22 protein-coding genes are annotated in these 26,407 nt (G+C 44.9%); 17 read left to right on the top strand and 5 right to left on the bottom strand.

The window, feature by feature from the left end; translation table 11 throughout:
- The first annotated feature begins 54 nt into the window (after positions 1-54).
- The 17 genes from tnpA to HMPREF3093_RS03400 all read left to right on the top strand — a co-directional run bounded on the left by tnpA (position 55) and on the right by HMPREF3093_RS03400 (position 22,219).
- The gene (gene tnpA / locus HMPREF3093_RS03480) at positions 55-528 is read left to right on the top strand and encodes an IS200/IS605 family transposase (protein ID WP_070755616.1); all 474 of its coding nucleotides are present in this window, start codon (positions 55-57) and stop codon (positions 526-528) included.
- Between the two features lie 238 nt (positions 529-766).
- On the top strand, positions 767-3,463 hold the full coding sequence (gene ppc / locus HMPREF3093_RS03475) for a phosphoenolpyruvate carboxylase (protein WP_070755615.1): 2,697 nt from the start codon (positions 767-769) through the stop codon (positions 3,461-3,463).
- Between the two features lie 98 nt (positions 3,464-3,561).
- The gene (gene truB, locus HMPREF3093_RS03470; RefSeq protein ID WP_070755614.1) at positions 3,562-4,491 is read left to right on the top strand and encodes a tRNA pseudouridine(55) synthase TruB; all 930 of its coding nucleotides are present in this window, start codon (positions 3,562-3,564) and stop codon (positions 4,489-4,491) included.
- Between the two features lie 5 nt (positions 4,492-4,496).
- Entirely contained in the window at positions 4,497-5,444 is a 948-nt protein-coding gene (gene ribF, locus HMPREF3093_RS03465) for a riboflavin biosynthesis protein RibF (RefSeq protein WP_070755613.1), read from the top strand.
- 1 nt (position 5,445) lies between these two features.
- Complete coding sequence (hemW, locus tag HMPREF3093_RS03460) at positions 5,446-6,618, top strand: radical SAM family heme chaperone HemW (protein ID WP_070755612.1); 1,173 nt, start codon at positions 5,446-5,448, stop codon at positions 6,616-6,618.
- 3 nt (positions 6,619-6,621) lie between these two features.
- Entirely contained in the window at positions 6,622-7,491 is an 870-nt protein-coding gene (locus HMPREF3093_RS03455) for a YitT family protein (RefSeq protein ID WP_070755611.1), read from the top strand.
- Between the two features lie 174 nt (positions 7,492-7,665).
- Entirely contained in the window at positions 7,666-8,655 is a 990-nt protein-coding gene (hrcA, locus tag HMPREF3093_RS03450) for a heat-inducible transcriptional repressor HrcA (RefSeq protein ID WP_023392082.1), read from the top strand.
- Positions 8,656-8,699: 44 nt separating this feature from the next.
- A complete protein-coding gene (gene grpE / locus HMPREF3093_RS03445; protein WP_070755610.1) occupies positions 8,700-9,296 on the top strand; it encodes a nucleotide exchange factor GrpE in 597 nt (198 codons plus the stop codon).
- Between the two features lie 57 nt (positions 9,297-9,353).
- Complete coding sequence (gene dnaK / locus HMPREF3093_RS03440; RefSeq protein WP_070755609.1) at positions 9,354-11,186, top strand: molecular chaperone DnaK; 1,833 nt, start codon at positions 9,354-9,356, stop codon at positions 11,184-11,186.
- A gap of 98 nt (positions 11,187-11,284) precedes the next feature.
- Positions 11,285-12,442 (top strand): molecular chaperone DnaJ, encoded by a 1,158-nt coding sequence (dnaJ, locus tag HMPREF3093_RS03435; RefSeq protein WP_070755608.1) that lies wholly within the window; start codon positions 11,285-11,287, stop codon positions 12,440-12,442.
- 160 nt (positions 12,443-12,602) lie between these two features.
- Entirely contained in the window at positions 12,603-14,435 is a 1,833-nt protein-coding gene (lepA, locus tag HMPREF3093_RS03430) for a translation elongation factor 4 (protein WP_023392150.1), read from the top strand.
- 152 nt (positions 14,436-14,587) lie between these two features.
- Positions 14,588-15,649, top strand: coding sequence for a zinc-dependent alcohol dehydrogenase family protein (locus tag HMPREF3093_RS03425; RefSeq protein WP_070755607.1), 1,062 nt, complete (start codon positions 14,588-14,590; stop codon positions 15,647-15,649).
- Positions 15,650-15,737: 88 nt separating this feature from the next.
- On the top strand, positions 15,738-16,487 hold the full coding sequence (locus tag HMPREF3093_RS03420) for an NAD-dependent protein deacylase (RefSeq protein WP_070755606.1): 750 nt from the start codon (positions 15,738-15,740) through the stop codon (positions 16,485-16,487).
- A gap of 63 nt (positions 16,488-16,550) precedes the next feature.
- Entirely contained in the window at positions 16,551-18,092 is a 1,542-nt protein-coding gene (locus HMPREF3093_RS03415) for an ABC-F family ATP-binding cassette domain-containing protein (RefSeq protein WP_070755605.1), read from the top strand.
- Between the two features lie 395 nt (positions 18,093-18,487).
- On the top strand, positions 18,488-21,124 hold the full coding sequence (adhE, locus tag HMPREF3093_RS03410) for a bifunctional acetaldehyde-CoA/alcohol dehydrogenase (RefSeq protein WP_070755604.1): 2,637 nt from the start codon (positions 18,488-18,490) through the stop codon (positions 21,122-21,124).
- Between the two features lie 119 nt (positions 21,125-21,243).
- The gene (msrA, locus tag HMPREF3093_RS03405) at positions 21,244-21,765 is read left to right on the top strand and encodes a peptide-methionine (S)-S-oxide reductase MsrA (protein WP_070755603.1); all 522 of its coding nucleotides are present in this window, start codon (positions 21,244-21,246) and stop codon (positions 21,763-21,765) included.
- A 4-nt stretch (positions 21,766-21,769) separates the two neighbouring features.
- Positions 21,770-22,219, top strand: a complete 450-nt coding sequence (locus HMPREF3093_RS03400) for a GNAT family N-acetyltransferase (protein WP_070755602.1) — start codon at positions 21,770-21,772, stop codon at positions 22,217-22,219.
- A gap of 48 nt (positions 22,220-22,267) precedes the next feature.
- Here HMPREF3093_RS03400 and HMPREF3093_RS03395 read toward each other — a convergent pair whose 3' ends face one another.
- From HMPREF3093_RS03395 to HMPREF3093_RS03375, 5 genes are all read right to left on the bottom strand, one after another.
- Positions 22,268-23,122, bottom strand: a complete 855-nt coding sequence (locus HMPREF3093_RS03395; RefSeq protein WP_070755601.1) for a helix-turn-helix domain-containing protein — start codon at positions 23,120-23,122, stop codon at positions 22,268-22,270.
- 73 nt (positions 23,123-23,195) lie between these two features.
- The gene (locus HMPREF3093_RS03390) at positions 23,196-23,582 is read right to left on the bottom strand and encodes an iron-sulfur cluster biosynthesis family protein (protein WP_070755600.1); all 387 of its coding nucleotides are present in this window, start codon (positions 23,580-23,582) and stop codon (positions 23,196-23,198) included.
- A 108-nt stretch (positions 23,583-23,690) separates the two neighbouring features.
- Positions 23,691-24,458, bottom strand: coding sequence for a M15 family metallopeptidase (locus tag HMPREF3093_RS03385; RefSeq protein WP_070755599.1), 768 nt, complete (start codon positions 24,456-24,458; stop codon positions 23,691-23,693).
- Positions 24,459-24,490: 32 nt separating this feature from the next.
- Entirely contained in the window at positions 24,491-25,498 is a 1,008-nt protein-coding gene (locus tag HMPREF3093_RS03380; protein WP_070755598.1) for a YdcF family protein, read from the bottom strand.
- A 100-nt stretch (positions 25,499-25,598) separates the two neighbouring features.
- A complete protein-coding gene (locus HMPREF3093_RS03375; protein WP_070755597.1) occupies positions 25,599-26,363 on the bottom strand; it encodes a CPBP family intramembrane glutamic endopeptidase in 765 nt (254 codons plus the stop codon).
- Positions 26,364-26,407 lie beyond the last annotated feature (44 nt).

The following is a 26,407-nucleotide window of genomic DNA, read 5'->3' as shown; positions in this document are numbered from 1 at the left end:
GTAAACTTAGTGTAGGTTTCCCGACCACACAAAAAGAACTAGGGAGGTATCCTTATGAAAAAGGACAATGATAGTTTAGCACACACAAGTTGGAATTGTAAGTACCATATCGTGTTCGCGCCCAAATATCGACGCCAAATCATATATGGAAAGTACAAGGCAACGATTGGCAGAATTATCCGTGAATTATGCGAGCGCAAGGGCGTCATTATCCATGAAGCAAATGCCTGTAAAGACCACATTCATATGTTGGTCAGTATCCCACCCAAATTGAGTGTTTCAAGCTTTATGGGGTATCTGAAAGGAAAAAGTAGTCTCATGATATTTGATCGATACGCCAATTTAAAGTACCGTTATGGGAACCGCAAGTTTTGGTGTCGGGGCTACTTCGTGGATACAGTAGGGCGAAACAAGGAGAAGATAGAAGAATACATTCGGAATCAAGTTCGGGAGGACCAGGTAGCAGAACAACTGAGTTTGTTCGAAGCGACAGATCCATTCACAGGAGAAAAGTATCGGAGAAAGTAAGTGGAGCTCTTTGAGAGCTAGCGAGGAAAAGTGGTGCAAGAGGGAAACCGATTCAGTAGGCCTTTAGGCCGTGGCCGGTAGCAGAGGCTTCCAGCCGCAGAGCAAACCGCCCGTTGTCACGGGCGGTTTTGATTATGCGCTAAAATGTGACTTAGTCAGCACAAGTATGAGGAGGGCGACTTGTTTAACTAGTCTATTTAACCTATAATAAGAGTTAGATATTTTTGCCAAAGAGAAGGTGACATCCGTGAATATTGAAAACCAGATTCAACAGAGTCAAGTTACGCATTTATCTCAGCTTCTTACAGATGCTCTTGAGCGAGCCTTTACTTCCATGACCTCACCCCAGCAGCAAGCCTTATTAGCCAAGCTTAAGAATTTAGCGGATCAAGGGGACTACTCGGCTTATGTGGCAGCTATTCAGCCACTGGCTGAAGAAGATTTAGCGCTAGTAGCCCGTTACTTCTCGGCCTTGCCATTCCTGATTAACATCGCAGAAGACGTGGAGTTAGCTAGTCAGATTAAAATGAAACGTTGTCGTCACACTGATTTAGAAGGGGAGTTGCCGGCTACATTGGCTGCCATCAAGCAAGCAGGCAAGGGACAAGTGCTTGAACGTCCCATGACCATTGAGCCAGTCTTAACGGCTCACCCAACTCAGGTTCAACGTAAGTCCATGTTAGATCTCATGGATAAGCTTTATGGCCTTTTAAGGGATTATCGTAACACGAGACCGGAATTTTTAGACCGACAAGCTTGGCAACACGAGCTTGAAGCCGTCATTGAAATTATCTTAGGCACAGATTTGATTCGCGAGCAGAAGCTACAAGTCGCAAACGAAATCGCCAATGTTATGACCTATTATCAGAAATCTCTGATTGAAAGTATTACAGATATTACCCTTAATTATCGCCAAGCCCTAGATTCAATGGAAATAGAGTCTCATCAAGCCCTGCCCATTACCATGGGCATGTGGATTGGTGGGGATCGAGATGGCAACCCTTATGTGACTGCGGAAACCTTACGCATGACTGCCCATATTCAATCACAAGTCATCTTAGACTATTACTTGCATAGCCTGGATCAGCTTTATCGCCGCTATTCTTTCTCCAGTGATTTGGTGTCTGTGACCCCAGAATTGGCTGCTTTAGCAGAAGTTTCTGGAGATTACTCTATTTTCCGCCAGAAGGAACCCTATCGTAAGGCCTTAAACACCATTAAGAATCGCCTTTGCGCTAGCAAATCCTTAATTTTAGGGGAGGATTCTCAGCCTCAAGTCCAAGCCTATCCAGATGCCGAGACCTTCAAGGCTGACTTAAACATTGTCCTTGCTGCACTTAAGGCTGATGGTAAGGAGTCACACACTTTAGCTCCTCTAGAATCCTTAATTGTTTGTGCAGAAATATTTGGTTTCCATTTAGCCAGTATCGACCTAAGACAAGACTCCAGTATCAATGAGGCTTGTGTGGCTGAATTATTGGCACAATCCAAGGTTGAGGAAAATTATAGTCAGCTAGATGAAGCAAGCAAAATCCAGTGCCTCTTACACCAGTTAAGCCAAGAACCTCGTCGCTTATCGAGCGCCTTAAATCAACCATCTGATATTCTGAATCGTGAGATGGCTATTTATCAAGCCGTCGCTGACCTACAAAATCGTTTGGGCCATCGCATCATCAAACGCCATATTATTTCTCATACTACTTCCGTCTCAGACTTGCTAGAATTGGCCTTACTTTTTAAAGAAGTGGGTTTAGTCGGACCTAATTTTGCCCATGTCCAATTAGTGCCACTATTTGAGACCATTGAAGACTTAGAAGAAGCCCTAGAGGTCATGACTACTTACTTGCGCCTACCTCTTGTTCAGAAATGGCTAGCAAGTCAAGATTGGTGTCAGGAAATTATGCTAGGCTATTCGGATTCCAACAAGGATGGGGGATACCTTGCTTCTGGCTGGGCTCTCTATCTAGCACAGAATAAATTAACCCGTTTAGGTAGGGAAGAGGGCATTACCATTAGCTTCTTCCACGGTCGTGGGGGAACCGTCGGACGTGGCGGTGGTCCAAGTTATGAGGCCATTATGTCTCAACCTATTGGGACTATTAACCGTTTGATGCGGGTGACAGAGCAGGGGGAAGTCATTGGGACCAAGTATGGTAATCCTGACACAGCCTACTATCAATTGGAAAACATGTTAGTGGCCTCCTTGTCTCACGTCTTGTTAGCCCACGAAGTGCAAGACAGCAAACCTTATGAAGCAGTTATGAATCGCTTGGTTGATTGGAGCTATCGAGCCTATCGTCAGCTTGTTTTTGCGACACCTGGCTTCTCTGAATTCTTCTTCCAAGCAACGCCAATTAAGGAAGTTAGCCAGCTTAATATTGGCTCTCGTCCAGCCTCACGTAAGAAAGTGACCGATATTGATGGTCTGCGGGCTATACCTTGGGTCTTCTCTTGGTCACAGAGTCGCTTGATGTTCCCAGGTTGGTATGGTGTAGGAACCGCCTTCCAACGTTTTATTGAAGAAGACCCTAGTCATCTAGCTTTATTACAAGAAATGTATGCAGAATGGCCATTCTTCCGGGCTTTACTATCTAATGTAGACATGGTCTTGGCTAAGTCTGATATGGAAGTGGCGCGTTACTATAGCCAACTAGTTGAGGATCCTGAGGGACAAGCTATTTTCCAAACCCTAGAGACAGAGTGGCAACGCACCAAGGATCTCCTCTTACAAATAGAAGGGGAAGTGCAACTATTGGCACAAAATAATTACCTGCGTGATTCCTTAGCCATGCGTCTACCTTACTTCAATGCCCTTAATTACTTACAGGTGGAACTGATTAGACGGTCTCGTCAAGAACCGCTCAGTCCTTTGGCTAGCAAGATTTTGCACATTACCATTAATGGGATTGCAACTGGCTTGCGTAACTCTGGTTGATGACACTTCTGAAGCCCTTATCTAAGCCCTTTGTTAGTCTTTTGGCCTTAAATCTGATATAATAAATCGTTATGAAATTTAAAGGAGCGTCGCACACTATGTATCACGGAATCTTGGTAATCAATAAACCAGTTGGCATGACCAGTCACGATGTTGTCTTTAAATTACGCAAAATCCTCAGAACCAAACGCATTGGTCACACCGGTACTTTGGATCCTAACGTGGCGGGTGTCTTAGTCTGTTGTATTGGCCAAGCGACGAAGTTAGTAGAAGACCTCATGGACGGCCAAAAGGGTTACCGGGGTGAAATCACCTTGGGATTTTCTACCGAGACGGAGGATGCCGATGGGGCGCCTGTCGAACATAAGCGACTTAAAGAGCCAGTGTCTGATGCCGCAATTGATGCCGCCATGGCGACTTTTCTAGGAGAGATTGTTCAGATTCCGCCTTATTACTCAGCCGTTAAAGTAGGCGGCAAGCGTCTCTATGAATATGCGCGTGCAGGTCAGCAAGTGGAACGTCCACGCCGAATAGCTCGGATTGACCGCTTTGAACGACTAGGGGCTAGTGAATTCGACCCACATGAAGGCCTACAACGCTGGTCTTTTGATGTCCAATGTGGCAAGGGAACCTATGTTAGAACCCTAGCAGTTGATTTAGGAGCTAAGCTAGGCTATCCAAGTCACATGTCTCATCTGGTCCGTTATATGACGGGGGGCTATAGCTTGTCTCAGGCCCATAGCCTAGAAGAAGTAGCCCAAGCGGCAGATCAAGGGCGAGTTAGCCATATCCTAGTCCCACTGGATCAAGCAATCAACTTCTGCCCACACTACCACTTGCAAGATTCAGAGTGGACCATAGTCAAGAATGGGCAGGTTGTGCCAAGCACTGCTTTCAACCTAGCTCTCAAAGAGGCTACCGCTTGCTACTACCAAGGCAAAGTTCGTGCCATTTACGGGCCACATCCAAGCAAACCTGGTATGGTCAAGCCCTTGAAGATGTTTACCTATGAAGAGGAGTCACGATAGACAACATGGAAATTATTCGTATACACCATCCAAATCTTCCGCAACTTAAGGGGCCTATTGTCTTGGTTTTAGGATTCTTCGATGGCCTGCATCGGGGGCATCAGGCTGTCATTCAAGCCGGACGCCGCGAAGCCGACCGTTTAGGCCTGCCTTTGGCGGTCATGACCTTCAACCAACATCCTAAAATCGTATACAGTCGACTGACAGCCGCTGAGATGGATTACCTGTCAGACTTAGACCGTAAGATGGAATTGCTTGAAGCCAATCAGGTGGATATGGTCTTCTTAGTCGATTTTACCTATCCCTTTGGCTCCCAATCTCCTCAAGCTTTTGTTGAAAAATACATTGTTGGCCTTAAGGCTCAGGTGGTGGTAGCAGGCTTTGACTATACTTATGGTCCTAAAGAAGAAGCCAACATGTCTACCTTACCGCAACACGCAGCTGGTCGCTTCCAAATTATTGAAGTGCCTGAACTTGTGCTTAATCAAGAAAAAATCGGCTCGACACCCATTCGCGAACTCTTACGAGAAGGAAAAATCGATGAGGCCAATTTGGCTCTAGGCTATGTCTATGAGACCAGCGGTGTGGTCGTTCATGGTGAGAAGCGAGGACGAACCATCGGCTTTCCAACGGCTAATATCCGTCCCCAAGCTGGCCAAGTCCAACTAGGGCCGGGTATCTATGTAGTCGAGATTCAAGTCAATGGCATTTGGCATCAAGGCATGGCTTCGATTGGCTATAATGTGACCTTTGAGACGGATACAGGTCTGACCTGTGAGGTGCATATTTTTAACTTTAACCAGCTCATTTATGGTGAGACTGTCAAGGTTCGTTGGCATCACTATCTGCGTGGCGAAGTTAAATTTGAATCGGTTCAGGGCCTAATTCAACAACTACAGACTGACCAAGCAGCCTCGCAAGCTTACTTTCAGCAAATTAAGAAGGAGGGTTAGCATGCAAGCCAAGGCCGCCTATATACATATTCCTTTCTGCAAGAAAATTTGCCATTATTGTGCCTTTAATAAGTTTTTCTATGATGGCCAACCAGTCGAGGATTATCTGGCCGCCTTGGACCAGGAAATGGCTGCCTATGACCTCGATCAGACGCAGCCCCTGGATACCCTCTATATTGGGGGCGGGACCCCAAGTTGCTTGTCTTTATCTGAGTTAGACTATTTGCTGGCCTCTATTCACCGGCGCTTGCCCCTGACCGACAAGACTGAATTTTCTTTTGAGATTAACCCGGGTGAACTTAGCCTAGAAAAATGTCGTCTACTCAAAGACCAAGGAGTCAACCGTATTAGTATGGGAGTCCAGACCTTCAATGACCGACTACTGCGTAAAATCGGACGTAACCATCGGGAAAAGCAAATCTACCAGTCCATCGACTGGTTTCGCCAGGTAGGCTTTGAAAATCTCAGTATTGATTTGATTTTTCGTTTACCAGAACAGACTTTAGCAGACTTCGATGAGAGTTTGACCAAGGCCTTATCATTGGATTTGCCTCATTATTCCCTCTACTCTCTGATTATTGAGAATCAGACGGTCTTCCAGCAGCTTATGCGCCAGGGCAAGTTGCCCCTACCTAGCGAGGATGTTGATGCTGACATGTTTCAATTGGCCATCGACCGGCTTAAGGAAGCGGGCATCCACCAGTACGAAGTCTCCAACTTCGCCAAACCAGGCTATGAATCGCAACACAATCTAGGTTACTGGCGTTATACGCCTTACTATGGTTTTGGTGCGGGTGCCCATGGTTTCTTAGATGGGACGCGTTATTACAATCACGGGCCCGTTCACCATTATCTTAAACAATTAAGAGCAGGAAATAAGCCCATTATTGACGCCAGTCACCTGGACTTAGTTGATCAGATGGAAGAATTTCTTTTCTTGGCCTTGCGGACCACGCAAGGGGTCTGCCTGACAGACTTCCAAACACGTTTTGGCTATCGGGCGGAAGTCTTGTTTGCTGATTTCTTCAGACAGCAAGCTGAGCGTGGACTTTTAATAGAAGAAAGTGACCGTATTTATTTAACCACAAGGGGTCTTTTTCTAGCCGATCTAGTCTTCCGGGACTTAATCGGTTGGCTCAAGGAAAGACCGCAAATAATGAATAAGGAGGATTAATTGATGAATCGTAAATTTTTGAAAAATTTCTTTTTAGTGGTTTTAGGGAGTTTGATCTTTGCCTATTCCATTAATTTGCTACTCGTGCCTAACCATATGGGGGAGGGCGGCGTGACCGGGGTCACTTTGCTACTCAAGTATACGTTAGGTTGGGATAACGCCATCACTTACTGGATCATCAACGTGGTCCTCTTAATTATTGGTTGGCGTTATCTAGAGCGGGAAACCCTCTATCTGACTATTGTATCGGTTATGTGTATTTCCGTCTTCCAGAAGATTCTGCCTTCCACTGGCTTTATCCCTGAAAATTCCATGATTATTCCTCTTATGGCGGGTGCCATGATTGGGGTAGGGCTTGGTTTGGTTTTCCTAGGTGGCGGGACCACTGCTGGGGCTGATATTATCGTGATGATTCTCAATAAATACTTTGGGATTAACACCTCTGCTGGTTTCCTCATGATTGATACGGTCGTCGTACTTTCAACTTCCTTTGTTATCGGCTTAGAGAAGACTGTCTTGACCTTAGCCATGTTGGTCGTCTTCACCCGCATCATGAACTTCATCTTAGAAGGTTTCAACCCTAAGAAGTCCGTTACCATTATCTCCAAGGAATCGGATAAAGTGGCACAAACTATTTCCCAACGCATTCAGCGTGGGATTACCATCCTCAAAGGGGAAGGTTACTACACCCGCAATGAGAAAGATGTCCTCTTCATTGTGCTTAGCCGTAACCAAATCCTGCCTCTGCAACGGACGGTGCTTGAGATTGATCCAACTGCCTTTATGATTATCTCCAATGTCCAACAAGTACACGGGGAAGGCTTCTCATTCTATCTAGATGCTGAGACGGGTCAACAGATTCCTCATCGCTAAAAAGCTTATAAACTCGCGCTTTTGACCAGTGCGAGTTTTTATTTTAGGTAAAATTAGCACTCGAATAAAAAGAGTGCTAAAATTTATGGCAAAAAGGGTTGACAGGGGGTAAAATAGGGTGTATACTAACATTAGCACTTGAGGTAAAGGAGTGCTAAAAAAGAGGTGAGAACAATGTTAACAGCTAGGCAACAACAAATTTTACAGTTGATTGTGCAGCTGTATGGCCAGTATGAAGAACCGATTGGGTCTAAGACCCTGCTTCAGAAGAGTCTATTGGATGTCTCACCGGCAACCGTACGAAACGATATGTTGGCACTTGAGCGCATTGGCTATCTCAAGAAGGCTCATTCTTCTAGTGGACGGATTCCATCCTTTGATGGCTACCGCTACTATGTAGATCAACTGATTGAGGATCAAGCAGATATTCAAATGGCCAAGCAAGATAGTGAGGTAATTCAATCTATCTTCCGAGATCGCCATTTTGACGCTATGCAGCACGCCCAATTGGCGGCTGATATCTTGGTCTCCTTAACTGGCTATACGGCCGTCGTTTTGGGAGAATCCAAGGAACAATATCATTTAAGTGAGTTCCGCTTGATACAACTCAGCGAGAGTCGGATTGTGGCCATCGTCTTGACTGACAAGGGAAGCGTTGAAAGTGATCTAGTAGATTTACCAAGATCCTTAAGCCGAGAGGACTTGGGTCGTTTGACTCAAGCTATCAACCAGGAAATTGTTGGCTTATCCTTACTAGAAGCACAGCAACGACTTAAATTGACCTTGCCACTCTTGATGCAGCGCTTAGTTGGCTTCCAAGTCGACTTTTCGTCAGTTATCACCAAATTAATGCGCCATTTAAAGGGGCGTAGTTACTATGTCAGTGGTAAGAATAACCTATTCGATTCAGTAGAAGTGTCAGATTACAAGCGACTCTTCAACCTAATCGATGGGTCAGCAGAAATGTTCCAACTACTTGAAGCCAAGCAAGGCTTAGCAGTTGAACTGGGATTGGGAGGCCTAGCAGACGTCAGTCTAGTGACCTCATCCTATCAGTATCAAGCACAACAGGTCATCATCGGCCTAGTTGGTCCCGCTACTATGCCTTATCAGCGTGTACTGGGCTTGATGCATCACATCACGCATGAACTGGCCCATTATTAAGTAGCCACACCCAGAATTACCAAACCCTTAAAGGAGGCGATTACGTGTCAAACACAGAAAAAGAAGTGCTCAAGCAAGACGCGCCTGTTCAAGATGAAAAGCTTGATAAGATTCAAGACAGTGCTTATCAAGAAGAGGTTCAAGTTGATCAATCAAACGAGAGCCTAGATCAAGCCATTGAAGAAGCGGAAGACCAAGTCAGTCAGTTAGAGGCTGAAAAAGAAGCTTTATCCGACCAACTCTTACGCTTGCAAGCAGAAATCCAGAACATGCGACGCATTAACCAACGTGAACGCCAAGATGCAGCAAAATATCGCTCGCAAAGCTTGGCTAGCCATCTCTTAGATGTAGCTGATAACTTGGAACGCGCCTTAGCAACCCCAGCTGAGTCTGAAGATGCCAAAGCCATCCATAAGGGCATCGAGATGGTTTACAAGCAGTTCCAACAAGCCTTTGAAAAAGAAGGCATTAGCGTTATTGACCCATTGAACCAAGCCTTTGATCCTAATTTCCATCAGGCAGTTAGTATGATGCCTGCAGGCGAGGGTCAGGAAGCTGATACCGTCATTAATGTCTTGCAAAAAGGCTACTTGTTACAAGACCGGGTTTTAAGACCTGCCATGGTCATTGTCGCTCAGTAACATTTTAATGAATATTCCAGACTAAAAAATCAAACTAAAAGAAAAGAGGAAACTATTATGGCAAAAATTATTGGTATTGACTTAGGGACTACAAACTCTGCCGTATCTGTCTTAGAAGGCGGCGAAGCAAAAATTATCCCAAACCCAGAAGGTAACCGTACAACGCCATCTGTTGTGGCTTTCAAAAATGGTGAAATCCAAGTAGGGGAAGTAGCTAAGCGTCAAGCCGTTACCAACCCATCAACCGTAAGTTCTATCAAGCGTCACATGGGTGACGGCAGCTATAAGGTCCACATGGACGGCAAAGACTACACACCACAAGAAATCTCTGCGATGATTCTCCAATACTTGAAGTCTTATGCAGAAGACTACTTAGGTGAGAAGGTTGATAAGGCCGTTATCACCGTACCTGCTTACTTCAACGACGCACAACGTCAAGCAACCAAAGATGCTGGTAAGATCGCTGGTTTAGAAGTTGAGCGTATTGTCAACGAACCAACAGCTGCTGCTTTGGCCTATGGTTTAGATAAGACTTACAAAGAAGAAAAAGTTCTCGTCTTCGACTTAGGGGGCGGTACCTTCGACGTATCCATCCTTGAATTAGGTGATGGCGTCTTCGACGTATTGTCAACTTCAGGGGACAACCACTTAGGTGGGGACGACTTCGACCAAAAGATCATGGATTACTTAGTAGCTGAATTCAAGAAAGAACATGGCGTAGACCTTTCTAAAGATAAGATGGCTCTTCAACGTCTCAAAGACGCTGCTGAAAAAGCTAAGAAAGACTTATCTGGTGTGTCTACTACCCAAATCAGCTTACCATTTATCACTGCGTCAGCTGAAGGCCCACTTCACTTGGAATTAACCTTGACGCGTGCTAAGTTCGAAGAATTAACACACGATTTAGTAGAACGTACTAAACAACCTGTTCGTCAAGCCCTCAAAGATGCTGGCTTATCTCAATCCGATATCGACGAAGTAATCTTGGTTGGTGGTTCTACTCGTATTCCAGCCGTTGTAGAAGCGGTTCGTAAGGAAACTGGCAAAGAACCTAACAAATCTGTTAACCCTGACGAAGTAGTGGCGATGGGTGCTGCTATTCAAGGTGGGGTTATCTCCGGTGACGTTAAAGACATCGTCCTCTTAGACGTAACACCATTGTCATTAGGGATTGAAACCATGGGTGGCGTCTTCACCAAGTTGATTGACCGCAACACGACCATCCCAACTAGCAAGTCACAAGTCTTCTCAACTGCAGCTGACAACCAACCAGCGGTAGACGTACACGTCCTCCAAGGGGAACGTCAAATGGCAGCTGACAACAAGACTCTTGGACGCTTCCAATTGACCGATATTCCACCTGCACCACGTGGTATCCCACAAATCGAAGTTACCTTTGACATCGACAAGAACGGGATCGTTAACGTAAGTGCTAAGGACTTAGGGACTGGTAAAGAACAAACCATCACTATCAAGTCTAGCTCAGGTCTGACTGATGAAGAGATCGACCGCATGGTCAAAGACGCGGAAGCTAACGCTGAAGCCGACAAGAAACGTCGTGAAGAAGCTGATCTCCGTAACGAAGTAGACCAATTAGTCTTCCAAACTGACAAAGTTTTAGCTGACCTTAAAGACAAGGTTTCTGAAGAAGAAGTTAAGAAGGCTGAAGCAGCTCGTGACGAACTCAAGGCAGCCATCGAAGCTAATGATTTAGATCAAATGAAGGCTAAACGCGACGCCCTCAATGAAATCGTCCAAAACTTAACGGTTAAACTCTATGAGCAAGCCGCAGCACAAGCTCAAGCAGCTCAAGGCGATGGGCAAGCTCAAGCTGATACAAATGCCTCTGGCGATGACGTTGTAGACGCTGAGTTCGAAGAAATCGACTAATATATGAGGTAAGGAACAACGCCAGAGCTTGTCTTTGGCGTTTCCTTTCTAATCTAACTGTGTCATAAGCCCTAGGGCTTGAAAAAAGGAGTGGGAAAATGGCAGATAAACGTGATTACTACGACGTCCTAGGGGTCTCTCGAGACGCTAGTGACGCCGAAATCAAGAAAGCCTATCGTAAACTATCCAAACAATATCATCCAGACATTAACAAAGAAGCAGACGCAGCCGATAAATTCAAAGAAATTACCGAAGCTTACGAGGTCCTAAGTGACGCTGATAAGCGCTCTATGTACGACCAATATGGTCACGCAGCCACCGACGGCTCCTATGGTTCCGGTGGTTTCGGTGGTGGCGGTTTTGGTGGCTTCAGCGGTGGAGGATTTAATGGCTTTGAAGATATCTTCGAGTCCTTCTTCGGTGGCGGTATGGGCGGTGCTGGTTCTGCTAGAGCCAATGCAGCCCGTCGGGGTGATGATCTCCAATACCGGGTTAAACTCAAATTTGAGGAAGCCATTTTTGGTAAGGAAGTCACTATTACCTATAATCGTAAGCAAGAATGTCATACCTGTCATGGTTCAGGTGCCAAGGAAGGGACCGAACCCGTAACCTGTCACAAGTGTCATGGTTCTGGGGTGATCAACGTTCAACGCAACACCCCATTTGGTGCCATGATGTCTCAGGCAACCTGTGATGTCTGTCACGGGACGGGTAAAGAAATCAAGGAAAAATGTACGACCTGTCACGGTGCTGGAACAGAAACCCAACAGCATTCGGTCAAAGTCACGGTCCCTGCAGGGGTAGAGGACAACCAACAAATGCGAGTATCTGGTCAAGGTGAAGCCGGAACCAATGGCGGACCTTACGGCGACCTCTATGTGGTCTTCCAGGTCGAAGAGAGTGATATCTTTGAACGTGAAGGCACCGAAATCTTCTACGAACTTCCTATCAGCTTTAGCCAGGCAGCCCTAGGGGATGAAGTCAAGGTGCCAACTGTTCATGGTAACGTCAAACTTAAAATCCCGGCAGGAACCCAAACTGGTACCACCTTCCGACTACGTGAGAAGGGAGCGCCAAGTCTTCGCGGTGGCCGCAATGGGGATCAACACGTGTCCGTCAAAGTCGTGACGCCTAAGCGATTAACAGATCGTCAAAAGGATCTCTTCAAGCAACTGGCTGAATCTAGTGGTGAATCTGTCAAGGGTCATGAAGGTGGCTTCTTCGATAAGATGAAGGATATGTTTGAAGGCAAATAAGTCTAAAGGCTGGAAGATTCCAGCCTTTTTTCTTCTTAATTTTAGTTAGCATTCCCTGGCTTAACCCTAGTCTTAGAGCCAAAAATTTGGTACAATAGACCAGTGTATTAGTGCCAGATGGCACTCCTATCTAGATAAATTTGTACGAAAGAGGCAGCCTATGAATCCACAAGAATTACAAGCACTCCGAGCCCGCCAGGAGAAAATTCGCAACTTCTCCATTATCGCTCATATTGACCATGGTAAATCAACCTTGGCTGACCGTATTCTGCAATTGACAGAGACGGTTTCAGACCGGGAAATGCAGGACCAACTCTTGGACTCCATGGACTTGGAGCGGGAACGAGGCATTACCATTAAACTCAACGCTGTTGAACTGACCTATAAGGCTCAGGATGGGGAAGAGTATATCTTCCACCTAATTGATACCCCAGGGCACGTGGACTTTACTTATGAAGTGTCACGTTCACTGGCAGCCTGTGAAGGGGCCATCTTGGTCGTCGATGCCGCCCAGGGGATTGAAGCTCAGACTCTGGCCAACGTTTATTTGGCTTTAGATAACGACTTAGAAATTCTGCCGGTCATTAACAAGATTGACTTACCAGCCGCTGATCCTGAGCGTGTTCAAGTTGAAATTGAAGATGTCATTGGCATTGACGCAAGTGAGGCCGTTTTCGCCTCAGCTAAATCCGGGATTGGGATTGACCAAATCCTGGAGCAAATTGTCCACAAGGTACCGGCCCCTCCGGGCGACCTAGAAGCGCCGCTTCAAGCCCTGATTTTCGACTCTGTTTATGATTCCTACCGTGGTGTTGTCTTGAATATCCGGGTCATTAACGGGGTCGTGAAACCTGGCGACAAGATTCGTTTGATGTCCAACGGTAAAGAATTCGATGTAGTGGAAGTAGGGGTCTTCAGTCCTAAACCTGTCCAACGCGACTATCTCATGGTAGGGGATGTGGGCTATATCACGGCTTCCATTAAGACCATTCAAGATACGCGAGTAGGGGATACCATTACCTTGGCCAACAATCCGGCCCAAGAACCCCTAGACGGTTACCGTAAGCTCAATCCCATGGTTTACTGCGGTCTCTATCCAGTCGAGTCTAACGACTATAATGATTTGCGGGATGCCTTGGAAAAACTCCAGCTCAATGACGCGGCCTTGCAATTTGAGCCTGAAACTTCGCAAGCCCTAGGCTTTGGCTTCCGTACAGGTTTCTTAGGCTTACTGCACATGGACGTTATCCAGGAACGTCTGGAACGTGAGTTCGACATCAACCTGATTACCACGGCACCTTCGGTTATTTACAAGGTCAAAAAGACCAATGGCGAGGAAATCATCGTGGATAACCCGTCCGCTATGCCAGACCAAACCGTCATTGATGAAATCTACGAGCCCTACGTTAAGGCCTCCATTATGGTGCCTAATGAATATGTTGGCGCAGTCATGGACATCGGCCAACGTAAGCGGGGTAACTTCATTACCATGGATTATCTGGATGATTACCGGGTCAATGTGGTCTATGAGTTACCATTGTCAGAAATCATCTATGACTTCTTCGATAAGCTCAAATCCAATACCAAAGGCTATGCATCCCTTGACTACGAATTAATTGGCTACAAACCATCTAACCTAGTTAAGATGGATATCCTGCTCAATGGCGACCTGATTGACGCCTTCTCCATGATTGTCCACAAGGACTTTGCTTACGGTCGTGGCCGTGAATTAGTAGAAAAACTTCGCGGCATCATTCCGCGTCAACTCTTCGAAGTACCTGTTCAGGCTGCTATCGGTAATAAGATTCTAGCGCGTACCACCATTAAAGCCTTGCGTAAAGACGTAACGGCTAAACTCTACGGTGGGGACGTCAGCCGTCGTAAGAAGCTCCTCGAGAAACAAAAAGAGGGGAAAAAGCGGATGAAACAAATTGGGACGGTGGAAGTCCCACAAGAAGCCTTCATGGCTGTCCTACAAATGGACGAAGATTAATATCTATCAAGCTCCCAGCCACTATGGTGGGAGTTTTTTTTGTATAAACAGAAGGTCAAAATAATTAAGTAATCGCTTGCAATCATCTAAGAAAAGGTTTACAATATAAGTGTAGTATATTTCACAAATTTCACAATAAGGAGGAGTCTACTATGAAAGCATACACCTATGTTGAACCTGGCCTAGCTAAGTTCGTTGACAAGCCAAAGCCTGTCATCTTGAAGCCAACGGATGCAATTGTTCGTATGCTTAAAACGACCATCTGTGGGACAGACCTACACATCATCAAGGGTGACGTGCCAGCTGTCCAAAATGGGACGATTTTAGGACACGAGGGGATTGCGGTTGTCGAAGAAGTTGGATCCAGCGTGACTAACTTCAAGCCTGGCGATAAAGTCATTGTTTCTTGCGTCTGCTCCTGCGGTAAGTGTTATTACTGTAAGAAGGGGATTTATGCCCACTGTGAAGACGAGGGTGGTTGGATTTTCGGCCACTTAATCGACGGCACACAGGCTGAATATCTCCGGGTTCCACATGCAGACAATACCCTCTATAACCCACCAGCAGGCCTTAGCGATGAAGCCCTGGTTATGATTTCAGATATTCTACCAACGGGTTATGAAATTGGGGTCCTCAAAGGTCGGGTAGAGCCAGGTTGTAATGTGGCCATTATTGGTTCTGGACCAGTTGGTTTGGGCTCACTCTTAACCGCTCAGTTCTATTCTCCTGCTAAGATTATCATGGTGGATATTGATGATCACCGCCTAGATACCGCCCTCAAGTTCGGCGCTACCCATAAGGTTAATAATTCCGATACTGACAGAGCCATCAAGGAAATCTTTGACTTAACGGATGGTCGTGGGGTTGACGTAGCCATTGAAGCGGTTGGGATTCCAGCATCCTTTGACTTCTGCCAAAAGATTATTGCGGTTGATGGCCGTATTGCTAACGCGGGTGTCCATGGGGTTCCTGTGCAATTCGACTTAGATAGACTCTGGATTCGCAATATTACCGTAACAACTGGCTTAGTATCAACTAATACCACACCACAACTGCTGCAAGCCCTAGAAGCTCAGAAGATTCACCCTGAAGAGCTCGTTACCCACTACTTCAAATTGTCTCAAATCGAAGAGGCTTATGACGTCTTCCGCGATGCTTCTAAGAATAATGCCATTAAGGTCCTGATTGAAAATGACCTTAGCCCACAAAGTTAGGGCAAAATGGATAGCATTTAAGCCTAAGTGACGGGGCCTCTGGCTCGGTCACTTTTTTATGTAACAACCGAAGATAGGAGGGAAGCCTATGCAAGAAGACATTCAGGCTCTACAAACCATCATTAACAACAACCAACACCTGGTATTTTTCGGTGGGGCAGGTGTTTCAACCGAATCGGGTATCCCTGATTTTCGCAGTGCCCAAGGTGTTTATAGTCAAGATTTAGGTAGAAACTTTTCAGCCGAACAACTGATTAGCCATAGCATGTATCGTAAATATCCCCACCTTTTCTATGATTTTTACCGTAAACATTTGATTTATCCTCATGCTAAGCCAAATGCTGCCCATATCTTTCTAGCGCAGTTAGAGGCCAGTGGCCACTTGGACGCTGTCATTAGCCAGAATATTGACACCCTACATGAAGCCGCTGGTAGTCAACGCCTTCTCAAACTACATGGGACGGTTGACCGAAATATTTGTCAGGAGTGTGGTAGAGTCTATGACCTGAATAGCTTTCTTGACGCTTATGATGGTCAGGGCATCCCGCGCTGTCCCCATTGTGGCGGCGTGCTCAAACCAGACGTCACCCTCTATGAAGAGTCGCTTAATATGGAGGTTTTTGACCAGGCTATCTCAGCCATTCAGCAAGCCGATACCTTGATTGTAGGAGGCACTTCTTTAGTAGTCTATCCGGCTGCAGGTCTACTGCAATATTTTAAGGGTAAACATTTGGTGGTCATCAATAAGCAGGCCATCCCTCAGGATGACTGGGCAGATTTAGTTATTCATGCTCCTATTGGGCAGGTTTTCAGCCAATTAGTGCTACCAGAGCAATAAACCCTATTCAAAGCTAACAGAATAGACTATAATAGGAAGGAACTGTCAATTTGGAGGAAAGACATGAGTATCTTAAGCGTATCAAATCTTACCCATGGATTCGGCGATCGGGCCATCTTCGAAGATGTCTCCTTCCGCCTACTCAAAGGGGAACATATCGGCCTGATTGGGGCCAATGGTGAAGGGAAATCAACCTTCATGAACATTGTAACAGGTAAGCAATTGCCAGATGAAGGCAAGGTAGAGTGGGCCAAGTATGTTACAACTGGCTACCTAGACCAACACAGCGTCCTTAAGCCTGGTCAAACCATTCGCGATGTCTTGCGCATGGCCTTTGATGATTTATTTGCCATTGAAGCGCGCATTAGCGAGGCCTATGAAGAGATGGCGACCGCTGATGACCAAACCATGGCAGACCTATTAGAGGAAGTAGGGGAGTTACAAGAGCGCTTGGAAGTCCACGATTTCTATACCTTGGATGCTAAAATTGAAGAAGTGGCTCGTGCTCTTGGTATTACCGCCTTTGGTTTAGACACAGACGTCACCTCACTGAGTGGGGGACAGCGGACCAAGGTCTTATTGGCTAAGTTACTCTTAGAAAAGCCCGATATTCTACTCTTAGACGAACCGACCAACTACTTGGATGCTGAGCATATCGAGTGGCTTAAACGTTACTTGCAAAACTACGAAAATGCCTTTATCTTAATTTCCCATGATATTCCCTTCCTTAATAGTGTCATTAACATTATCTATCACGTGGAAAACCTCAAGCTTAGCCGTTATGTTGGCGACTATGAGAACTTCCAAGCGGTCCACGCCATGAAGCGTGCCCAACTAGAAGCGGCCTATGAACGCCAACAGAAGGAAATAGCGGACCTCAAGGACTTCGTCAACCGCAACAAGGCCCGAGTAGCAACACGCAATATGGCCATGTCCCGTCAAAAGAAACTAGATAAGATGGAAGTCATCGAGCTACAAGGCGAGAAACCGAAGCCAAAATTTGACTTCCAGTCTGCTCGGACCCCTGGCCGTTTCATCTTCGAAGCTAATCAGTTAGAAATTGGTTATAGCCAGCCTCTGACCAAGCCGCTGGATCTAGTCTTTGAACGTAACCAGAAGGTTGCGATTATCGGGGCTAACGGGATTGGTAAGACCACTTTACTCAAGAGCCTCATGGGGCTTATTCCGGCCTTAGCTGGCCAAGTAGAGCAGGGAGATTACTTGGAAATTGGTTACTTCGAACAAGAAGTCGCTTCAGGTAACCGTCAGACGCCATTAGAAGTTGTGTGGAATGCTTTCCCAGCTATGAACCAGGCTGAAGTACGCGCTGCCTTAGCACGTTGTGGACTGACTTCTAAGCACATCGAAAGCCAAATTCAAGTCCTAAGTGGGGGAGAGCAAGCCAAGGTCCGTCTTTGCCTACTTATGAATGCTCCGCATAATGTCTTGATCTTGGACGAGCCGACCAACCACTTGGACGTCGATGCCAAGGAAGAATTGGCTCGAGCCCTCAAAGAATACAAGGGCAGTATCCTCATGGTTTGCCACGAACCTGAATTTTATCAAGGTTGGGTCGACCAAATTTGGGACTTCAATCAATTTTAACAAGCCAAAGCCAAAGTTTGTTCACTTTGGCTTTTTTTCATGTATTAATGCCGATATATCAAGATTATTTTATAAACTCATTTTCACAAAGTGTTTGTGAACCTAAAAAACGAATAGAGGATATATAATATATTATATAGATAACCTGAGTATTTTATTTAAAATGATAAGGTTTTCTATTCACATAAGCATTTAGTTAAAATACTGATATGTCAATATTTGAAAACGTTTTGAAAATAACCTTCACATTGTGCCTTGTTTTCATACATGCTCATTTACAAAAAAAGACCGTCAATATAAAATTTTTATCGTTTGAACTTGAACAAGTGCTTTACTTCTTGAAAACAAAGGCGTATGATGAAGATGTAAATAAAAAGAACTTAGGAGGAACATCCATGGTTGAAAAAGAAGATAAGAAGTTAGAGGCTCAAGCCCATGTTGATGAGCTTGTCCAAAAAGGCTTAGTCGCTCTTGACGAGTTCCGTCTCTTAGACCAAGAACAAGTAGACTACATTGTGGCTAAAGCCTCAGTTGCAGCCTTAGACCAACACGGGGTCTTGGCTAAGCACGCGCTTGATGAAACAGGTCGTGGGGTATTCGAAGATAAGGCAACTAAGAACCTCTTCGCTTGCGAGCACGTGGTTAACAACATGCGTCACACTAAAACAGTTGGCATTATCTCAGAAGACGATGTGACTGGTTTAACCTTGATTGCTGAACCTGTCGGGGTTGTAGCGGGGATTACCCCAACCACCAACCCAACTTCTACCGCGATTTTCAAATCTTTGATTTCATTAAAGACACGTAACCCAATCGTCTTTGCCTTCCACCCATCTGCACAAGAATCTTCTGCTCACGCAGCCAAAGTGGTTTACGATGCGGCAGTAGCAGCAGGGGCACCTAAGAACTGTATCCAATGGATTACTTTACCATCGATGGAAGCAACTTCTGCGCTTATGAATCACCCAGGGATCGCAACAATCTTAGCAACTGGTGGTAACGCCATGGTTCGCGCCGCTTACTCATGTGGTAAGCCTGCCTTAGGGGTAGGGGCTGGTAACGTACCTGCTTACGTAGAAAAAACAGCTAACATCCAACAAGCTGCACACGACATTATCATGTCTAAGTCTTTCGACAACGGGATGGTCTGTGCTTCAGAGCAAGCTGCCATCGTGGATAAAGAAGTTTACGATGAATTCAAGAAAGAACTTGAGTCTTACCATGTATACTTCGTTAACAAGAAAGAAAAAGCCTTGTTAGAAAACTACTGCTTCGGCGTAAAAGCTAACAGCAAGAACTGCGCAGAAGGTAAATTGAACGCTGATATCGTTGGTAAACCAGCTGCTTGGATTGCTGAACAAGCTGGCTTCAGCGTACCTGAAGGCACTAATATCCTAGCTGCCGAAGTGGCTGAAGTAGGGCCAAAAGAACCATTAACTCGTGAGAAACTCTCTCCAATCATTGCTGTATTGAAATCAGAAAATACTGAAGATGGGATTGCGAAGTCTCGTCAAATGGTTGAATTCCATGGTTTGGGTCACTCTGCTGCTATCCATACACGTAACGAGCAACTGGCTAAAGACTTTGGTCGTGAAGTTAAGGCAATTCGTGTTATCTGGAATGCACCATCTACTTTCGGGGGGATTGGTGACGTATATAACGCCTTCTTGCCATCCTTAACCTTGGGTTGTGGGACTTATGGTCGCAACTCTGTCGGCAACAACGTCAGCGCCGTTAACTTGTTAAACATCAAAAAAGTGGGGAGACGTAGAAATAATATGCAATGGTTTAAAGTACCTTCAAAAATCTACTTCGAACGTGACTCCATCCAATATCTGCAAAAGATGAAGGATGTAGAGAAAGTTATGATCGTTACGGACGATGCGATGTTCAAACTTGGTTTCGTTCACCGTGTCATCGAACAACTCTCCCTCCGTCCTAAGAAAGTTACCTACACCATCTTCTCAGATGTTGAACCAGATCCAGATATTACAACCGTTGAACGCGGGGCAGCCCTCATGCGTGAATTCCAACCAGATACCATCATCGCTTTAGGTGGGGGGTCTGTAATGGACGCGGCTAAAGTAATGTGGATGTTCTACGAACAACCTCAAGTTGACTTCCGTGATTTAGTACAGAAATTCATGGATATCCGTAAACGTGCCTTCCGCTTCCCAGAATTAGGTAAAAAGGCTAAATACGTTGGGATTCCAACCACTTCTGGTACCGGGTCTGAAGTAACACCATTTGCCGTTATCTCTGATAAGAAGAATAACCGTAAATATCCATTGGCTGACTACTCCTTGACACCAACCATCGCCATCGTGGACCCAGCCTTTGTCTTGACAGTTCCTGCATCAGTTACAGCTGATACTGGTATGGACGTCTTGACTCACGCAGTGGAAGCTTATACTTCTACCTTGGCTAACGACTATACAGATGGTTTGGCTCTACAAGCTATCAAGTTAGTCTTCGAAAACTTAGAAAGCTCTGTTAAGAATGCTGACTTTGAGTCACGTGAGAAGATGCATAACGCCTCAACCATGGCAGGTATGGCCTTTGCCAACGCCTTCTTAGGGATGTCTCACTCTATGGCTCATAAGATCGGTGGTTTCTTCCATACCGTTCACGGCCGTACCAACGCCATCCTCTTACCATACGTTATCCGTTACAACGGGACTCGTCCAGCTAAGGCTGCAACTTGGCCAAAATACAACTACTACAAGGCCGATGTTAAATTCCAAGACATTGCTAAGATGTTAGGCTTGCCAGCTTCAACGCCTGAAGAAGCAGTTGATGCTTTAGCAAAAGCAGTCTATGACCTAGGTGTTCGTGTCGGAATCGACATGAGTATTAAGGGACAAGGCGTGGATGAGAAGGAATACATGGACACAGTTGAAGAGATTGCTTACTTAGCATACGAAGACCAATGTTCACCAGCTAACCCTCGCTTACCAATGGTAGCTGACATGGTAGAAATCCTCCAAGACGCTTACTATGGTTACAAGGAACGTCCAGGACGTATCAAATAATAGCAAGTAGCTAACGATTCTAGCACCAGGTGCCTGGCACTTGGTGCTTTTTTGAGGACGTCTATTTTGGGCTTATGTTATAATAGAAGTATCAAGAGTCGAGAGAGAGGGGTATGACGATGACAGAAACACTTTATTTAGCAGGAGGCTGCTTTTGGGGCATGGAAGGCTATTACAAGCGCCTGACAGGTGTGGTGGATACGGAAGTTGGCTATGCTAACGGCAAAAGCCCACAGGCCACCTATCAAGGTCTTAAAAGCTCAGATCATGCAGAAACCCTAGCCATTCATTATGATCCTAACCAGGTCGATTTGGCGACTTTAATTAGCCATTTCTTCCGTGTTATTGATCCTTTTAGCCTCAATAAGCAGGGCGGTGACGTTGGTCGTCAATACCGCACAGGAATCTACACCACTAGTGCCAGTCAAGAAGCGGCTGTTAAGGCCCTAGTGGCTACTTTTGAGCAAAGAGCAGGGCGGCCAACGGCTGTTGAAGTCATGCCTTTGGCTCATTTTGTGCCAGCTGAAGACTATCACCAAGATTACCTAGATAAACATCCTAGTGGCTACTGCCATATCAAATTGTCCTGGGCCGATCAAGCCTTATCACCAGCTGAAAATTTAGCAAGTCAAGAAGGGTAATAAGATGACCAGAACTATTGAAATTCGACCAGCCCAACTTGAGGACGCGGCGGCCCTTCAAAAGCTAGCCTGCCAAGAATTAGGATATGATTATCCCCTAGAAGCCTGCCAGAAACGCCTACAGGCTCTCTTAGCGGATGACCAGCAGATTCTTCTAGTGGCTTGCAGTCAAGAAGCTCCTAAACAGGTCTTGGGCATTGTCCACGCCAGTTACTATTATTCCTTTTATGGCGATCCTGCCTATAATGTTATGGCGCTAGCAGTCGACCAGACCTATCATCACCAAGGAATAGGGCGACTTTTGATGCAAGCCTTGGAAGCCCAAGCTATTTCAAAGGGCATCCACCACATTCGCCTCAATTCTGGTAGCCATCGCACTGGGGCACACGCCTTTTATCAGTCCATTGGCTATGATTGTTACAAAACCCAAAAAGCCTTCAGTAAAAACTTATGACCACAAAAAATCCCATTATATCATATATGATATAATGGGATTTTTGCTTTAGATATGAGATTGGAATTGCTTAATACGCGCTAGCAACTGACTATTGCCATTAAATTTAGCAAAGGCCAAAGCGTCTGCACTATATTGCTTGATTTGGTCCGCTTCTAAGCCCTGAGCTTCTGCATTCTGAGCAAGTCGGAAATAGAGTCGATCCACGTAATGGGATACCGCTGCTTGGCTAGAAAGATTAATGCCATGTAGCAAGAGGCGGTCAGACTGGTCATACTCCTGGGCTGTCGCATAGAAATTAGCTGAATGCAAAACAATATTAAGTATACGCCATAATTCCTGGCTATTAGCCGGTTCATAATCTAGCAGCCCGTCTTGAGCTTTTTCAAAGTAGTGATGGACCCGTTCGGATTCACCTGCATTGGCATAGGCTAGCCCTAAGCCAGCTGCAGCTAAAGAACTGTAGAGTGGCTCGAAATCGGCATGTAAATCGGTCATTAGTTGATTTAAGTAGAAAAAACTATCATTGATTGAAGCCTTGGTCAAGGCCGCCAGGAAACCCTTAAGGTAAAGGTAGCGTTTCTTGAGCGAAAGGGGGCTGACTTGCTTGGCATCCACAGCAGCTAATTCCTGATTGGCCAACTTATAATCAGCTCTTACAAAGGCATTTTCAGCCGCTTCAATATGTTGATAAAGCTCAGTCGATTGGACATCTTGACGTGGGAAGAGCTCGCCCAAACTCATATCTAATCGTTGACACAAATCCAGTAAAATCTTAACAGAAGGAACTTGTCCTTGGTTTTCAAAACGACTCAGGGTGGCTTGGGTACAGATTCCTTGGCACAATTCAGACTGTGAAATTCCTAATGACTTGCGCCGTTGAATAAATAACTGAATATCCATAGAGGAAACCTCCTAAATATTGCGCTTATAAGTGACTCTATTATAGCATGATATAGGACACTTGTCATCGTTTTCACGAATCCGGCAGGGCAAGTATTAAAGGTAATTTAGGTGTAATCTGACCTGCATCACTTGATAATGTCAAGGCTGGATAAGCCGGATCAAAGCCAATCTTATGTTGATGATCAAACATCATGTCATAGAGAGGGTTGAGATAGATGGACTCAAAATTAGTCTCAAACTTGCTTGAATAGAGGTCAAATGGCACTTTTGGGTCATTGTCAGCTACTATGAGCAGACGATACTTGCCCATAACATTACAGTGACAGCCAACTGGATCGTCATTATAGGGGCTATTGCCATCCACATAATCCATAAGGATGCGGTAAGATTTGCTATCATGCTGAGACAGCGCTTGTTGGATAAATTCGATTGCTTGATTGGTAAATTCAAAATTCATATTAGAAATCCTTTCTAGTGGAAGGGAAATGGGTCAGTAGAGACTTAGATATTTTCTGATATCCATGAGTTAACATAATATACATTATAGGATAATCGTTTAAGGAATCTAGTTAGACTCCTTCTTAGCCAATAAAGCCAGATATTCTTCTAAGGTTAACTCATTCTCATAGATAAAGCCCGCATGGACCTTACCGACATAACGAAAATGCCAGGGTTCAAAGTTATATCCTGTAATGGACTCTTTCTTTTGCTGATACCTTAGGATAAAACCAAAACGATGCGCATTATTAGCCAACCATTTGGCTGAATCTGTCTCTGAATAGCTTGCCTCCAGTTCACCACCATTATCTAGCCATTCAGTACCTAGAAGATCAATAGCCAAGCCCGTCGTATGCTCTGAGGCATCTGCTGGCGCGAAATATTGATTGGTAACGGACTCTGCATCGGCTTGACTTAAGCCTTGAGCTAGATAGTTTTGAATGCTAAGGTTACGGTTATTTTCTTGTTCTTCAACAGACCGATAACCTGATACAACCCGATAATAGAAACCATCCTTGGCAGCAGCTTCCATTAAGTCTTCTAAGGGCTTGACTAAGTCTTGATGATAGATATTACCGTAGCTATCCCAAGCCAGTTCTGGTTCTTTTTTATCAGCATTAGGATTATTCTTATTAACTAGCTTAAGCAGTGGATCATCACTATGTGCGGTCACGGGTAGTTTTTCAATTAAAGCATCCACTTTCAAATCTTTGTTAATTGTTTGTATTTCTTCTAAACTAGGCAATTTGTAGCTTGTTTTAGCCTGCACAGCTAATGAAGCCTGCAAGATTAAGATACAGGCAAGTATGAGATAAATCAACTTCTTCTTTTGCATAGGGACTTCCTTTCTTAGTTAAGTAAGCCATTTCATAGAGATAAAACCAGAGTAAGCACCCACAAGCCCCCTATCAAGGCCAGATGTAGGCCCCAGGCTAAGGTCAGATAGCCAATAAACTCACGTAAAAAGGCATTAATCGAAAAATAGAGCTTAGTCTTGGCGCCATAACCTTGACACTTAAGTCCTAGGCGCCGGGCCAGAATAAGGGCACGTAATAAATGATAATAGTTAGTGACAATGACAAAGTCCTCTTTCCCCTTTTCCATTAGCTTATAGGAGAATTGAAGATTTTCATGGGTATTACGAGACTGATTGTCGACCAGAATGGCGGATTGAGGCACGCCTTGTCGAAGGGCGTAAGCTTTCATCGCCTCCCCTTCTGAGATGACTTCATCTGGACCTTGGCCACCCGACATAATCAAGGTCACTTCTTGAGGGCGACGGCGCCAGAGTTTGATGGCCTTATCAATTCGACTGGCAAGCAAGGGCGTCACTTCTGTCCCATTTAAGCCAGCCCCTAGCACCACAATATAAGAATAGCGCGGCCGTACGAAATGGATAAAGTTGAGAATGTTGGTAACGAAAAAGATGCCGACTAAGACGGCAAAATAGAAAATAGTGCTTCCCATGAGCCCATAGATGACATTAAAGATTGGCCAATTGAGTGATAAACGACTTGCTAGAACAGGCCAGATGACCATATAACCAATCATGCCAAATGCTAGCATGAGCGCTAGTGAATTAACCAGATTGAAGCCTTCCCGCCGAATCAAGGTAAGGCCTGAATACAAGAGAGCTATTAGGCTGATCAAAGGCGCCAACATCAATGTCAAAATGAAGAGGACACCCAGGACAACCATAATGACAGCAAAGAATTGCCATTCTAGTACAAAGGTCAAGTAGATTCCAATAATACCAGCTAATGAGCCCGACACTAGGAACCAAAATCCCAACCATAAGGTTCGCTTATCATGCCAGTAAACCCAAAAGAATGGCGAGCTGACCAAGACAAGTAGTAGTAAAAAGAGAAATGTCATAATCTGATCCTTTCAGAAGTGTGGTGCCTAAGTTGCCATATAAGTTTGATTGTCTGAGATAGTCTATTGGATTTTCTTGATTCTTCCGATTTGTCGATTTTTAAATAACCGACAAATCTCTTGCTTTATTATTTTGCGCTCTAAGTGCAAGAAGAATCGCCAATACAATAATGATTACCTTGCTTGCATAAGAGATATTTTCATTACCACCTACTGCTATTTGAGAGAAAACATTTATTAAGGAATGCGTCATAACACATATCCACAAACTCTTTGTCTTTATAAATAATGCAGATAAAATAAAACAATTAGTCAACAATCCAAGCAAAAATCCGCCTGTCCATACTTGTGACAAGGTTCCTTCAATGTAGAAATAAGCAAAATGCCATATTCCCCATAGTACAAAAGTCATTAAAGTTGAACTAAGATAGCTACGACGCTCCATGATTATGGGTTGAAAAACATATCTCCACCCTACTTCCTCAATCCCACCGAAAAGGATTGCTTTAAGAAATAAGATAATCGGAAGATACCAGGCATCCAAGACCAACTTTCCATCAAAGGCAAGATAGCAAAAATCCAAAAACAAGAAGGATAGGACCCATAAATAGCTACTAGTCTTTTGCTTGATAGAGAAAAAATCCTTTAAGATTCTCTTCCCACTGTACTTTTTGTAGTTGACTGCAATAATCATTCCCCATAGAGCGGACGAAACGCCCCCTAATCCAATAGCAAGCATTCCTATTGGCGTCGTGTAATCTACACTCACCCCCAAATTACGCAATATAAAAACGATCATAGATATAATCCATATTTGCCCTAAGGATCCTAATAGATAAAGGAAAATTGCTTTTTTTCGACTCATAATTTCCCACCTACATTTCAATCTATCAGCTTAACCATTTCGAT

It is taken from the genome of Abiotrophia sp. HMSC24B09, from assembly GCF_001815865.1.
Taxonomy (GTDB): Bacteria; Bacillota; Bacilli; order Lactobacillales; family Aerococcaceae; genus Abiotrophia.
This window is presented reverse-complemented; position numbering and strand designations above follow the sequence as displayed.

What these genes read in the sequence shown, in the direction of transcription:
- tnpA (WP_070755616.1), top strand. Translation starts at nt 55, where the DNA reads ATGAAAAAGGACAATGATAGTTTAGCACACACAAGTTGGAATTGTAAG.
- truB (WP_070755614.1), top strand. Translation starts at nt 3,562, where the DNA reads ATGTATCACGGAATCTTGGTAATCAATAAACCAGTTGGCATGACCAGT.
- ribF (WP_070755613.1), top strand. Translation starts at nt 4,497, where the DNA reads ATGGAAATTATTCGTATACACCATCCAAATCTTCCGCAACTTAAGGGG.
- hemW (WP_070755612.1), top strand. Translation starts at nt 5,446, where the DNA reads ATGCAAGCCAAGGCCGCCTATATACATATTCCTTTCTGCAAGAAAATT.
- HMPREF3093_RS03455 (WP_070755611.1), top strand. Translation starts at nt 6,622, where the DNA reads ATGAATCGTAAATTTTTGAAAAATTTCTTTTTAGTGGTTTTAGGGAGT.
- hrcA (WP_023392082.1), top strand. Translation starts at nt 7,666, where the DNA reads ATGTTAACAGCTAGGCAACAACAAATTTTACAGTTGATTGTGCAGCTG.
- dnaK (WP_070755609.1), top strand. Translation starts at nt 9,354, where the DNA reads ATGGCAAAAATTATTGGTATTGACTTAGGGACTACAAACTCTGCCGTA.
- dnaJ (WP_070755608.1), top strand. Translation starts at nt 11,285, where the DNA reads ATGGCAGATAAACGTGATTACTACGACGTCCTAGGGGTCTCTCGAGAC.
- lepA (WP_023392150.1), top strand. Translation starts at nt 12,603, where the DNA reads ATGAATCCACAAGAATTACAAGCACTCCGAGCCCGCCAGGAGAAAATT.
- HMPREF3093_RS03425 (WP_070755607.1), top strand. Translation starts at nt 14,588, where the DNA reads ATGAAAGCATACACCTATGTTGAACCTGGCCTAGCTAAGTTCGTTGAC.
- HMPREF3093_RS03420 (WP_070755606.1), top strand. Translation starts at nt 15,738, where the DNA reads ATGCAAGAAGACATTCAGGCTCTACAAACCATCATTAACAACAACCAA.
- HMPREF3093_RS03415 (WP_070755605.1), top strand. Translation starts at nt 16,551, where the DNA reads ATGAGTATCTTAAGCGTATCAAATCTTACCCATGGATTCGGCGATCGG.
- adhE (WP_070755604.1), top strand. Translation starts at nt 18,488, where the DNA reads ATGGTTGAAAAAGAAGATAAGAAGTTAGAGGCTCAAGCCCATGTTGAT.
- msrA (WP_070755603.1), top strand. Translation starts at nt 21,244, where the DNA reads ATGACAGAAACACTTTATTTAGCAGGAGGCTGCTTTTGGGGCATGGAA.
- HMPREF3093_RS03400 (WP_070755602.1), top strand. Translation starts at nt 21,770, where the DNA reads ATGACCAGAACTATTGAAATTCGACCAGCCCAACTTGAGGACGCGGCG.
- HMPREF3093_RS03395 (WP_070755601.1), bottom strand. Translation starts at nt 23,122, where the DNA reads ATGGATATTCAGTTATTTATTCAACGGCGCAAGTCATTAGGAATTTCA.
- HMPREF3093_RS03390 (WP_070755600.1), bottom strand. Translation starts at nt 23,582, where the DNA reads ATGAATTTTGAATTTACCAATCAAGCAATCGAATTTATCCAACAAGCG.
- HMPREF3093_RS03385 (WP_070755599.1), bottom strand. Translation starts at nt 24,458, where the DNA reads ATGCAAAAGAAGAAGTTGATTTATCTCATACTTGCCTGTATCTTAATC.
- HMPREF3093_RS03380 (WP_070755598.1), bottom strand. Translation starts at nt 25,498, where the DNA reads ATGACATTTCTCTTTTTACTACTACTTGTCTTGGTCAGCTCGCCATTC.
- HMPREF3093_RS03375 (WP_070755597.1), bottom strand. Translation starts at nt 26,363, where the DNA reads ATGAGTCGAAAAAAAGCAATTTTCCTTTATCTATTAGGATCCTTAGGG.